The 12,214-nt window shown below is 64.2% G+C and carries 12 protein-coding genes; 6 read left to right on the top strand and 6 right to left on the bottom strand.

Annotated features, from left to right (window positions below; genetic code table 11):
• The first annotated feature begins 5 nt into the window (after positions 1-5).
• The gene (gene lnt, locus DJ563_RS24025) at positions 6-1,523 is read left to right on the top strand and encodes an apolipoprotein N-acyltransferase (protein WP_434518448.1); all 1,518 of its coding nucleotides are present in this window, start codon (positions 6-8) and stop codon (positions 1,521-1,523) included.
• 180 nt (positions 1,524-1,703) lie between these two features.
• Here lnt and DJ563_RS24020 read toward each other — a convergent pair whose 3' ends face one another.
• Entirely contained in the window at positions 1,704-2,465 is a 762-nt protein-coding gene (locus DJ563_RS24020) for a YdcF family protein (RefSeq protein ID WP_434518447.1), read from the bottom strand.
• Between the two features lie 132 nt (positions 2,466-2,597).
• Positions 2,598-2,912 (bottom strand): hypothetical protein, encoded by a 315-nt coding sequence (locus DJ563_RS24015; protein ID WP_274098103.1) that lies wholly within the window; start codon positions 2,910-2,912, stop codon positions 2,598-2,600.
• Between the two features lie 227 nt (positions 2,913-3,139).
• Here DJ563_RS24015 and leuS point away from each other — a divergent pair, with 227 nt between their 5' ends.
• The 5 genes from leuS to DJ563_RS23990 all read left to right on the top strand — a co-directional run bounded on the left by leuS (position 3,140) and on the right by DJ563_RS23990 (position 9,171).
• Entirely contained in the window at positions 3,140-5,746 is a 2,607-nt protein-coding gene (gene leuS / locus DJ563_RS24010; RefSeq protein ID WP_434518446.1) for a leucine--tRNA ligase, read from the top strand.
• 60 nt (positions 5,747-5,806) lie between these two features.
• Entirely contained in the window at positions 5,807-6,412 is a 606-nt protein-coding gene (gene lptE, locus DJ563_RS24005; protein WP_033701709.1) for an LPS assembly lipoprotein LptE, read from the top strand.
• A 37-nt stretch (positions 6,413-6,449) separates the two neighbouring features.
• Positions 6,450-7,487: a DNA polymerase III subunit delta gene (gene holA, locus DJ563_RS24000; RefSeq protein ID WP_274098101.1), complete on the top strand. Its 1,038-nt coding sequence runs from the start codon at positions 6,450-6,452 to the stop codon at positions 7,485-7,487.
• A 142-nt stretch (positions 7,488-7,629) separates the two neighbouring features.
• Entirely contained in the window at positions 7,630-7,794 is a 165-nt protein-coding gene (gene arfA / locus DJ563_RS23995; protein WP_434518445.1) for an alternative ribosome rescue factor ArfA, read from the top strand.
• A gap of 60 nt (positions 7,795-7,854) precedes the next feature.
• Positions 7,855-9,171, top strand: a complete 1,317-nt coding sequence (locus DJ563_RS23990) for a lytic murein transglycosylase (RefSeq protein ID WP_434518444.1) — start codon at positions 7,855-7,857, stop codon at positions 9,169-9,171.
• A 27-nt stretch (positions 9,172-9,198) separates the two neighbouring features.
• On the opposite strand, the gene DJ563_RS23985 is transcribed toward DJ563_RS23990, so the two are convergent.
• From DJ563_RS23985 to DJ563_RS23970, 4 genes are all read right to left on the bottom strand, one after another.
• Positions 9,199-10,137, bottom strand: a complete 939-nt coding sequence (locus tag DJ563_RS23985; RefSeq protein WP_434518443.1) for a S66 peptidase family protein — start codon at positions 10,135-10,137, stop codon at positions 9,199-9,201.
• 86 nt (positions 10,138-10,223) lie between these two features.
• A complete protein-coding gene (gene lipA / locus DJ563_RS23980) occupies positions 10,224-11,240 on the bottom strand; it encodes a lipoyl synthase (RefSeq protein WP_274098098.1) in 1,017 nt (338 codons plus the stop codon).
• 2 nt (positions 11,241-11,242) lie between these two features.
• Positions 11,243-11,890 carry a lipoyl(octanoyl) transferase LipB gene (lipB, locus tag DJ563_RS23975; protein WP_033701715.1) on the bottom strand — a complete coding sequence of 216 codons (648 nt, stop codon included), beginning with the start codon at positions 11,888-11,890 and terminating at the stop codon, positions 11,243-11,245.
• A complete protein-coding gene (locus DJ563_RS23970; protein ID WP_033701716.1) occupies positions 11,890-12,165 on the bottom strand; it encodes a DUF493 domain-containing protein in 276 nt (91 codons plus the stop codon). The genes lipB and DJ563_RS23970 overlap by 1 nt, the downstream gene beginning before the upstream one ends.
• Between the last annotated feature and the right edge of the window lie 49 nt (positions 12,166-12,214).

The raw sequence follows: 12,214 nt of genomic DNA, 5'->3' as shown, positions 1-12,214 counted from the left end.
CAATCATGCGTTGGATCACCCGCCCCGGCTGGCCCGGTAACCTGCTGGCCATGGCGGCCGGCGCTTCCACCCTCCTGGCCCTGGCGCCATTCGACATCTGGCCGCTGGCCCTTTTGTCCATCGCCCTGCTCTACCTTGGCCTGCGCGAGCTCAGCCCGCGCCAGGCCATGGGCCGTGGCTGGTGTTTCGGTTTCGGCCTGTACGGCGCCGGCACCTGGTGGATCTACGTCAGCATGACCACCTACGGCGGCGCCTCGCCGCTGCTGGCGATCCTGCTGCTGTTGGCGTTCTTCGCCGCCCTGGCCTGGTTCTTCGCCCTGCCCGCATGGCTGTGGGCGCGCTGGCTGCGGCGCAATGAGGCGCCACTGGCTGATGCCTTGTGCTTCGCGGCCATGTGGCTGCTGCAGGAGGCCTTCCGCGGCTGGTTCCTCACCGGCTTCCCTTGGCTTTATGCGGGCTACAGCCAGCTCGACGGCCCGCTGGCGGGCCTTGCGCCGCTGGGGGGTGTATGGCTGATCTCGTTCACCCTGGCGCTTAGCGCCGCCTTGCTGTGCAACTTGCCCCGCCTGCGTGCCCGGCCCTCGTTCCTGGCCGTCGCCGGCGTGCTGCTACTGGCTCCCTGGCTACTGGGCATGGCACTCAAGGGCCACGCCTGGACCAAGCCTGCCGGCGAGCCGTTGAAGGTGGCCGCCATCCAAGGCAACGTCGCCCAGGACCTGAAGTGGGACCCGGCCCACATCGACGCCCAGCTGGCGCTGTACCGTGACATGAGCTTCACCTCAAAGCCGGTAGACCTGCTGATCTGGCCCGAGACTGCGGTACCGGTGCTCAAGGACCAGGCCCAGGGCTACATCGACGTGATGGGGCGCTTTGCCGCCGAGCGCCATTCGGCGCTGATCACCGGCGTGCCGGTGCGTGAGGTGGTGCACCACCAGCGCCGCTACTACAACGGCATCACCGTGACCGGCGAAGGTGACGGCACCTACCTCAAGCAGAAGCTGGTGCCCTTCGGCGAGTACGTGCCCTTGCAGGACATGCTGCGCGGCGTGATCGAGTTCTTCAACCTGCCCATGTCGGACTTCGCCCGGGGCCCGGAAGACCAGCCGTTGCTGCAGGCCAAGGGTTACCAGATCGCACCCTACATCTGCTATGAAGTGGTCTACCCCGAGTTTGCCGCCAGCCTGGCAGCGCGCAGCGACCTGCTGCTGACGATCAGCAACGACACCTGGTTCGGCACCTCGATCGGCCCGCTGCAGCACCTGCAGATGGCACAGATGCGCGCACTGGAAGCCGGCCGCTGGATGATCCGCGCCACCAACAACGGTGTGACCGCGCTGATCGACCCGTTTGGGCGCATTACCACACAGATCCCGCAGTTCCAGCCGGCGGTGCTGTATGGCGAGGTGGTGCCGATGCAGCAGCTGACGCCTTATCTGCAGTGGCGTTCGTGGCCGCTGGCGATTGTCTGTGTGCTGTTGCTCGGGTGGGCGTTGCTGGCAGGGCGGATTGCCAAGACTGTTTGACTGCGCCTTCCTTTGATGACCGGCACCATCTTTGTAGGAGCAGCCTTGCCGGGGCGCCGGACCGGTCGGAAAGGGCTGCGTAGCGGCCCCAGCGATCTTTTTTGCGCCACAGAACCTGGGGCCGCTACGCAGCCTTTCGCGACGCAAGGCCGCTCCTACAAAGACCGGGCAGCTCCGAGATCAGTAGAACAACCGATACCCCACCAACCCCACCGCTTCATTAAGCAACTGCCCGCTCTGCCACATCGCCCGGCTTTCCGGCAGCAACCCGGCAAACGGGCGGGCATGCTCGCGCCCGAGGAAGCCCATCGGTGCCGGCACCACGTCGAAACCTGCCTGCTCGAAGCTCCAGCGCGAACGCTGCATATGCCAGGCCTGCGTCACCACGACCACCCGGCGAATACCCAGCGGCTGCAGAATGTCCGCCGTGAACCGGGCATTTTCCCAGGTGGTGCGGCTGGCCTGCTCTTGCCATTTCACCTCGACCGCAAAATCCTCACGCAAGCGATCGGCCATCAACCGCGCTTCACTGGGCGGCGTGCCATAGTGCAAGCCACCACTGGTCAGCACCGGCAAACCCGAGGCCTTGGCCAACCGTGCGGCAAAGCGCATGCGCTCAAGGGCCGTTGCGGTGGGCTGGTCATCGCCACCCCAGGCCGGGTCACCGCGCTCGCGCCCTGCGCCCAGCACGACAATGGCATCCGCCCTGCCGGCAAGGCCCGCCCATTCGCTGACCGCCAGCGGCGGCTCGGTCTCCAGCAGGCGCGCCGATTCCTGCACGGCAAGCGGCAGGCTCATCAGCCACAAACCGCCAAGGCCCACAGCGAAGCACAGCCCGGCCAGCCGTGGGCGCCGCTTGCGCAGCCACCACGCCGCCAACAGCAGCAGCAAGAGGACGCCAGGCGGCATCAGCCATTGTTTGATGAAGAATCGGATCGGCATCGGCCACACCTCCATGGAAGGCGTGCAGCCTAAGAGGATCGACGCCGGGCAACAAGTGTGCGGCCGGCGACGATCGTGAGAAGTGTATTGAAGAACCGGCGCGCGATGGCCTGCGGCTGGCGTCCTGAACGGCTAACGATGTGGCAGCGTCCTGGATCTCGCCGTGCTGGCGGGGCGTTTCTTGTCCTTGAGCCAGATGATCTTGGCCGTTGTCGGCTCCGCTTGCGGGTAACTGCCGGCACAGGCATTTTGGCGCTCCGGGAGGGTGTCCAGGTACGCCTTGATCACTTCGAACTCTGCGTGGCTAAGGCCACGCAACTCCAGCTCGGCTGGCATCTCGTCGCGCAATCTTACCGATGTCCTGGCAACTTCCAGCGCCAGGCCAAGGCGGTCGATCAGGCGTTCGTAAAGCTCCGGTTTGATTGCGGGTAGCTGCGTCTCTCCCATCCGTTCACCTCATTGAAGGTCAGAATATCTCCCCCCACACCTGAGCTTAGCGTCACTCTAAAAAGCAGCCGTTTGCCGCGACCAGCGGCCATTAGCAATCAAGGTTTCCCACGATGCGCGGCGCTGCTGTATGCTACGGCGTTCACTCTAAACGACACCGGAGTACCGGTTGCAGCGAGGTTCCGCTGCCTGGAACAAGGTCTCTTCTCTCTCAGCCAAAAGTAGCCATGCACGAACAATACACGCCCCGTGATATCGAAGCCGCCGCCCAGAACTTCTGGGACGAGCAACAATCGTTCGCTGTTACCGAACAGCCAGGCAAAGACACTTACTATTGCCTATCGATGTTCCCGTACCCGAGCGGCAAGCTACACATGGGCCACGTGCGCAACTACACCATCGGTGACGTGATTGCCCGCTACCAGCGCATGCTGGGCAAAAACGTCCTGCAGCCGATGGGCTGGGACGCCTTCGGCATGCCCGCGGAAAACGCGGCGATGAAAAACAACGTCGCCCCGGCCAAGTGGACATACGAAAACATCGACTATATGAAGACCCAGCTCAAGAGCCTGGGCCTGGCCATCGACTGGGCACGTGAAGTCACCACCTGCAAGCCGGACTACTACCGCTGGGAACAGTGGCTGTTCACCCGCCTGTTCGAAAAAGGCGTCATCTACCGCAAGAACGGTACCGTCAACTGGGACCCGGCCGACCAGACCGTGCTCGCCAACGAGCAGGTCATCGACGGCCGCGGCTGGCGTTCGGGCGCGCTGATCGAAAAGCGCGAAATCCCGATGTACTACTTCCGCATCACCGACTATGCAGACGAGCTGCTGGAAAGCCTCGACGAGTTGCCGGGCTGGCCTGAACAGGTCAAGACCATGCAGCGCAACTGGATCGGCAAGTCGCGCGGCATGGAAGTGCAGTTCCCGTTCGACCAGGCCAGTATCGGCCACGAAGGCACCCTCAAGGTCTTCACCACCCGCCCCGACACACTGATGGGCGCCACCTACGTCGCGGTCGCCGCCGAACACCCGCTGGCCACCCAGGCCGCCCAGGGCAACCCGGTGCTGCAGGCGTTCATCGACGCGTGCAAGAGCGGTAGCGTCGCCGAGGCCGACATGGCCACCCAGGAGAAGAAGGGCATGCCCACTTCCCTGTTCGTCGACCACCCGCTGACCGGCGAGAAGCTGCCGGTATGGGTCGCCAACTACGTGTTGATGCATTACGGCGATGGCGCCGTGATGGCCGTGCCGGCCCACGACGAGCGCGACTTCGAGTTCGCCCATAAGTACAACCTGCCGGTCAAGGCCGTGGTGCGCACCAGCGCTGGCGATGACGTCGGCAACGAGTGGCTGGCCGCCTATGGCGAGCATGGCCAGCTGATCAACTCCGGCGAGTTCGACGGCCTGGACTTCGCCGGCGCCTTCGACGCCATCGAGGCCGCCCTGATCCGCAAGGACCTCGGCAAGTCGCGTACCCAGTTCCGCCTGCGCGACTGGGGCATCAGCCGTCAGCGCTACTGGGGCTGCCCGATCCCGATCATCCACTGCCCGTCCTGCGGCGACGTGCCGGTACCGGAAGACCAGCTGCCGGTCACCCTGCCGGAGAACGTGGTACCGGACGGCGCCGGCTCGCCACTGGCGCGCCTGCCAGAATTCTACGAATGCACCTGCCCGAAATGCGGCACGGCGGCCAAGCGCGAAACCGACACCATGGACACCTTCGTCGAGTCGTCCTGGTACTTCGCCCGCTACGCCTCGCCAAACTACGATCAGGGCCTGGTCGACCCGAAAGCGGCCAACCACTGGCTGCCGGTCGACCAGTACATCGGCGGCATCGAGCACGCGATCCTGCACCTGCTGTACGCGCGCTTCTTCCACAAGCTGATGCGTGACGAAGGCCTGGTCACCTCGAACGAACCGTTCAAGAACCTGCTGACCCAGGGCATGGTGGTCGCCGAGACCTACTACCGCGTCGCCAGCAACGGCGGCAAGGACTGGTTCAACCCGGCCGACGTCGAAATCGAGCGTGACGCCAAGGCCAAGATCATTGGTGCGCGCCTGAAGACCGACGGCCTGCCGGTGGAAATCGGCGGCACCGAGAAGATGTCGAAGTCGAAGAACAACGGCGTCGACCCGCAATCGATGATCGAAGCCTACGGCGCCGACACCTGCCGCCTGTTCATGATGTTCGCCTCGCCACCTGACATGAGCCTGGAGTGGTCCGACTCCGGCGTCGAAGGTGCAAGCCGCTTCCTGCGCCGTGTCTGGCGCCTGGCTCAGGGCCACGTCAACCAGGGCCTGCCGGGCACGCTGGATGTAGCCGCGCTGGACGACGCGCAAAAAACCATCCGTCGCGCCATTCATGCCGCCATCAAGCAGGCCAGCACCGACGTGGGCCAGCACCACAAGTTCAACACCGCCATCGCCCAGGTGATGACCGTGATGAACGTGCTGGAAAAGGCCCCGCAAGCCACCGAACAGGACCGCGCCCTGCTGCAGGAAGGCCTGGAAGCCGTGACGCTGCTGCTGGCACCGATCACCCCGCACATCTCCCACGAGCTGTGGAAGGCGCTGGGCCACGACCAGGCGGTCATCGATGCTGGCTGGCCAGCGGTCGACGAGAGCGCGCTGGTGCAGGACAGCATCGTCCTGGTGGTACAGGTCAACGGCAAGCTGCGTGGCCAGGTCGAAATGCCGGCCGCCGCCAGCCGCGAGGAAATCGAAGCCGCCGCCCGCAGCAACGAGAATGTCCTGCGCTTCATCGATGGCCTGACCATCCGCAAGGTCATCGTGGTGCCGGGCAAGCTGGTCAACATCGTCGCCAATTGATGGCACGCCCGCCCGCAGCCACTGCGGGCGGGCGGTACAGGCCCAAGAGGGAGCAACAACATGATCAAACGCAATCTGCTGGTAATCGGCCTGGCCGTTTTGCTCAGCGCCTGCGGTTTCCAACTGCGCGGCACCGGCTCCACCGAGCTGAGCGTCAAGGAGATGGACGTCAGCGCACGTAATGCCTATGGCGAAACCGTGACCGAACTGCGCCAGGTGCTGGAGCGCAGCGGCGTCAACGTGCACGCCGGCGCACCGTACCGCCTGGTCCTGACCAACGAGCAGGAAAACCAGCGCGCCGCGACCTACAGCGGTGGCAGCCGCTCGGCCGAGTACGAGCTGACCACGGTGCTGAACTACAGCATCCAGGGCCTGAACAACCTGGAACTGCTCAGCGACAAGCTGGAAGTGCGCAAGATCTACGTGCGTGACGCCTCCAACATCACCGGTTCCGAGCAGGAAGCCAACCGGGCACGTGAAGAAATGCGCCGCGACCTGGTCAACGCCATGGTTGTACGCCTGCAAATGCTGACCCCGGCCCAACTGGACGAGCTGCAGGTCAAAGCCGACGAACGCGCCAAGGCCGAAGCCGACGCGCTGGAAGCGGCCCGCAGCCAGCAGGCTGAAACGCCGCAGCAGTCGCCACTGGAAGTTCCGGGCAACTGAGCCCGCGCGGGGCACCCCGGTGCCCCGCCTGTTTCCGATGAAACTCGCCCCCGCCCAACTCAACAAGCACCTGCAAGGCGCCCTGGCACCGGTCTACGTGGTCAGTGGCGACGACCCGTTGCTGTGCCAGGAAGCCGCCGACGCCATCCGTGGCGCCGCACGCCAGCAGGGTTTCGACGAACGCCAGGTGTTCAGCGCCGACGCCAATTTCGACTGGGGCACCCTGCTTCAGGCCGGTGCCAGCCTTTCCCTGTTCGCCCAGCGCCGCCTGCTGGAACTGCGCCTGCCCTCTGGCAAACCCGGGGACAAGGGCGCTGCCGCGTTGATGGAATACTGCGCCAACCCGGCCGAGGACACCCTGCTGCTGATCAGCCTGCCCAAGCTCGACGGCAGCGCGCAGAAGACCAAATGGGGCAAGGCCCTGATCGAAGGCGCCCACTGCCAGTTCATCCAGATCTGGCCGGTAGATGCCCACCAGCTACCCCAGTGGATCAACCAGCGGCTGTCGCAGGCGGGCCTTTCGGCGCAGCGTGATGCGGTCGACCTGATTGCCGCACGCGTCGAAGGCAACCTGCTGGCCGCCGCCCAGGAAATCGAAAAGCTCAAGCTGCTGGCCGAGGGTAACCAGATCACCGTGGAGACGGTGCAGTCGGCAGTCGCCGACAGCGCCCGCTTCGATGTCTTCGGGCTGGTCGATGCCATTCTCAATGGCGAAGCCGCGCATGCCCTGCGCATGCTCGAAGGGCTGCGCGGTGAAGGCGTGGAGCCACCGGTGATTCTGTGGGCGCTGGCCCGCGAGCTGCGGCAACTGGCCGGGCTGGCTCAGCAGTTCAGCCAGGGCGTACCGCTGGACAAAGCCTTCAGCCAAGCACGACCACCGGTGTGGGATAAACGCCGCCCGCTAGTCAGCAAAGCACTGCAGCGCCTTTCCGCGCAGCGTTGGGCCCAGCTGTTGCAGGATGCCCAGCGTATCGATGCGCAGATCAAGGGGCAGGCCGAGGGGTCGCCTTGGACCGGGCTGGCGCGGCTTTCGTTGTTGATGGCGGGGCAGCGATTGGTGCTTCCTTCGCAATAGCCGGGCGCGCTGCGCGCGCCTTTCGCGACGCAAGGCCGCTCCTACGAGCATCACGTTGCCTCCCATAAACACAATCAATTGGCCCGTAGTAGCCCAGGGGCCTACAGTGCGCCCCGAAAGCCACCCATCGGGAACCTGCACCATGAGCAAAAAGCCGAAAAAGCACGGCCCCAACAAGGCCAAGTCAATCGTCGCCCAGCCCCTGTTCCGCTGCCGCCAGGAACAACCAGGCAAGGGCAAAGGCAGCTACCGCCGCGAAGCCTTCCAATCGAGAGATTGGGAGGCTTCTTACTTTTTGGCCGCATGAAAGCATCGAAAGCGCAGGCATGGTATGGTCGGCACCTGACCTGAAATTCTGGATCTGTGCATGCTCTTCAGTCTTCTCCCCCGTTGGAAATCCCGTCAGCTGATCGCGGCCTCCAGCTTCATCCTGCTCGTCGCCTGTGCGGAAAAACCCACCGCCGCCGATGCCTTGCCGCTGGCCCCTGCCCAGCCCGCTCCAGTGGTGAACCTGCCCGGTGCAACGCCCGACGCCAGCACTGAGATCCAACCCCTGCAAACCTTCGCGCAATGGCAGGCTGGCTTCCGCCAACAAGCGCTGCAGGCCGGTATTTCGCCGAACACCTTCGACCGTGCATTCCTCGGTGTTACCCCCGACCTGGACGTGATCAAGGCCGACCGCAGCCAGCCTGAGTTCAGCCGGCCGGTGTGGGAGTACCTTGAAGGCGCCCTGTCGCCACTGCGTGTGCGCAACGGCAAGAAACTGCTGGAGCAGAATGCAGAGCTGCTGACCCGCCTCGAACAGCGCTATGGCGTGGATCGCCAGGTGCTGGTTTCGGTCTGGGGCATGGAAAGCAACTTCGGCCAGTTCCAGGGCAGCAAGTCGGTCATTCGCTCGCTGGCGACCCTGGCCTACGAAGGCCGCCGCCCGCAGTTCGCCCAGGACCAACTGATTGCCGCCCTGCAGATCCTGCAGAACGGTGACATCCAGCCGGAGGCCATGCGCGGTTCGTGGGCCGGTGCAATGGGCCAGACCCAGTTCATTCCGACCACCTACAACACCCATGCAGTGGATTTCGACGGCGATGGCCGCCGGGACATCTGGAACAGCACCCCGGACGCCCTGGCTTCGACCGCGCACTACCTGCAGAGCTCCGGCTGGAAGCGTGGCCAACCCTGGGGCTTTGAAGTGCAGGTGCCGGCAGGTTTCGACTTCTGGCTGGCCGACGGTTCGCTGCGCAAGCCGGTGGGCGAGTGGTTGCAACTGGGCGTGACACTGCCAGCCGGCACCCAGCTGCCGGCCAACAGCAATCAGCTGTCCGCCGCCCTGCTGCTGCCTGCGGGCGCTCGCGGCCCGGCGTTCCTGGTACTGGACAACTTCCGCGCGATCCTCAAGTACAACAACTCATCGTCCTATGCCCTGGCAGTGAGCCTGTTGGGTGATCGGTTCTCAGGCTGGGGGTTCATTGCCGGCAGCTGGCCGAAAGAGGACCTGCCCCTGAGCCGCAGCGAACGCATGGAGCTGCAGCACCTGCTCAATGCCAGCGGGCATGACGCGGGCAATGCCGACGGCATCATTGGCGCCAATACCCGCAAGGCCATTCGCACCGCCCAGCAGGGGTTGGGTTGGCCGGCGGATGGGTATCCGACGCACAAGCTGCTTGAGAGCTTGCGTCAGCGTTGAGGCAGTTGGGGCTGCGGCGCAGCCCCATCAAGCCCTGAACAGATCCTGCTGCAACACCAGGCTCATCTTCTCGCTGTCCAGCACCACCTCGGCCCCCAGCGGCAAGCACACATTCGGATCGCAATGCCCACTGCGCCACCCGGCCAGCACCGGCACACCCAGCGGCCCGAAAATGTCCTGCAGCAACGGCGTCATGGCCGTCACGGTAATACCGGCGAAATCCCCCACCAGCACCCCCTTCACCCCCGCAAGCTTGCCCGCCAGGCGTAACTGGGTCAGCAAACGATCCACGCGAAACAGCGGCTCGTTGACGTCTTCGATGAACAAGATGCAGCCCTGCGTATCGATCTGGGCCACAGTGCCCAGGGTCGCACCCAGTATCGACAGGTTGCCGCCCAGCAAACGCCCGCTGGCAACACCCGGCACCACGCAGCTCAAGGCAAAGTCTGCCGGATGAGCAATCGCATCCCCCGCCCCTACCTGCCCCATCAACTGGGCCACCAGCGACGATTCGGTCGGTTGTTGCTTGGCGCCCAGCAGGTCGGCATTGAGCATCGCCCCATGGAAGGTAATCAACCCGGTCTTGCGGTAGATGGCCGTGTGCAGCGCGGTGATGTCGCTGTAGCCGATCAGCGGCTTGGGATTACGCCGAATGAGCTCAAAATCGAGCCTATCGAGCAAACGCATGCTGCCGTACCCCCCGCGCATGCACACAATCGCATCGATGGCCGGGTCGGCGAAGGCATCGTGTAGGTCCTGCAGACGTTGCTGATCGGTGCCTGCGAGGTAACCCTGGGCCTGTTCCACCCCCGGGTAGATGCGGCAACGGTAGCCACGTTCGGCAAACCATTGGCTGGCTTTTTGCGCATCCAGCCGTGCCGGCCCGGCCGGGGCGACGATGGCAAAGCAGGCATTTTCCCGCAAGGCGGCGGGCAGACGGGATTCAAAGGTTTCGGCGCAATTCATCGCAACTCCTTGCAGCGCATGGCACAAAAACAAAAATGCCGATGCCGCCTTTCGGCGCGCATCGGCATGTGTGGCTCAGACCAGGCTCAGAGCTTGATCTTGGCTTCGTGAGCCTGCTGGTCGGCATGGTACGAAGAACGCACCAGCGGGCCGGAGGCGACGTTCTTGAAGCCCATCTTGTAGCCTTCCTCGGCGAACCAGGCGAAGGTGTCCGGGTGCACGAAACGCTGCACCGGCAAGTGGCTGCGCGACGGCTGCAGGTACTGGCCGAGGGTCAGCATGTCGATCTCATGCTCGCGCATGCGCTGCATCACTTCGATGACTTCTTCGTCGGTCTCGCCCAGGCCAAGCATCAGGCCCGATTTGGTCGGCACGTGCGGCACCATCTGCTTGAACTTCTGCAGCAGGTCCAGCGACCAGTCGTAGTCCGAACCCGGACGCGCTGCCTTGTACAGCCGCGGTACGGTTTCCAGGTTGTGGTTGAACACGTCCGGCGGCTCTTGCGCGGTGATCTGCAGGGCGACATCCATACGGCCACGGTAGTCCGGGACCAGGGTTTCCAGCTGCACGCCCGGCGACAAGGCGCGGATCTCGCGAATGCAGTCGGCGAAGTGCTGGGCACCACCGTCACGCAGGTCGTCGCGGTCCACCGAGGTGATCACCACGTACTTCAGGCGCAGGTCGGCGATGGCGACCGCGAGGTTTTTCGGCTCATCGACATCCAGTGCCTTCGGCCGGCCGTGGCCAACGTCGCAGAATGGGCAACGACGGGTGCAGATGTCACCCATGATCATGAAGGTCGCGGTACCGCCAGAGAAACACTCGCCCAGGTTCGGGCAGGAGGCCTCTTCGCAGACGCTGTGCAGCTTGTGCTTGCGCAGCAGTTGCTTGATGCGGTCTACCTCGGGCGAAACCGGGATGCGCACGCGGATCCAGTCGGGCTTCTTCGGCAGCTCATCGGTGGGGATGATCTTCACCGGGATGCGCGCCACCTTGTCGGCGCCACGCAGTTTGACCCCAGCTTCCACCTTCTTCGGCGCAGGGCGCGGGGTGGCATCCAGGGTAGGTATCAGGTTCGGCACGGCTTCTTGCACAGTTGTCATATTCAGTCGATTCCGCCCGTGAGGGTCGTCTGCTCAGCGTAGTCGAGGTGCTTGACCAGCTGTCCGCGCAGCCTTGTCCTGACCTCGTTGAGTTCGATCGGGCCTGCCTGATCGCGTAGCTGGGTCATGGCCAGCCCCGCATAGCCGCAGGGGTTGATTCGGCGGAATGGCGCAAGGTCCATGTCCACGTTCAGGGCAAGGCCGTGGAAAGAACGGCCGTTGCGGATTCGCAGGCCGAGGGAGGCGATCTTCGCTCCATCGACATAGACACCCGGGGCGTCGGGCTTGGCCGCGGCCTGGACATCGTAACTGGCAAGCAGGTCGATCAGGGCCTGCTCGATGCGGCTGACCAACTCACGTACACCAAACCCCAGCCGCCGTACATCCAGCAGCAGGTAGGCCACCAGCTGACCGGGGCCATGGTAGGTCACCTGGCCACCGCGGTCGGTCTGCACCACCGGGATATCGCCCGGGATCAGCAGGTGCTCGGCCTTGCCAGCCTGGCCCTGGGTAAAGACCGAAGGGTGTTCGACCAGCCAGATTTCGTCCTGGCTGTCGGGCCCACGCTGCTCGGTAAAGCGACGCATGGCTTCCAGCACCGGTTCATAGGGCTGCAGGCCGAGATCGCGAAAACCGAGACAGGCGGACATCAGAGCACCATTTTCACGATGCCGGTAGCACGCAGGGCACTATTGATATCGTGCAGCTGATCCTCGCTGGTGGCAACGATGTGCAGTTGCACCGTGGTGTACTTGCCTTCCTTGCTCTGGCGCTCGGCCAAGGTCTGCATGTCGACCTCAGCATATTTCTTCAAGATCTCGATGACCGTGTCCTTGAAATTGACCACGGTGTCACCGATCACCTTGATCGGGTAATCGGCGCAGGGGAATTCGATCTTGTGCGACTTGACGTCAGGTTCGCTCATGGCGGAAACGGCCTCGTAAGCCGTGGCAACAACAACGCTCCCGCATGAA

The organism is Pseudomonas sp. NFX1, assembly GCF_051123555.1.
GTDB classification, from domain to species: domain Bacteria; phylum Pseudomonadota; class Gammaproteobacteria; order Pseudomonadales; family Pseudomonadaceae; genus Aquipseudomonas; species Aquipseudomonas capeferrum.
The sequence above is the reverse complement of the archived record's forward strand: the minus strand, read 5'-3'. Positions and strand labels throughout refer to the sequence as shown.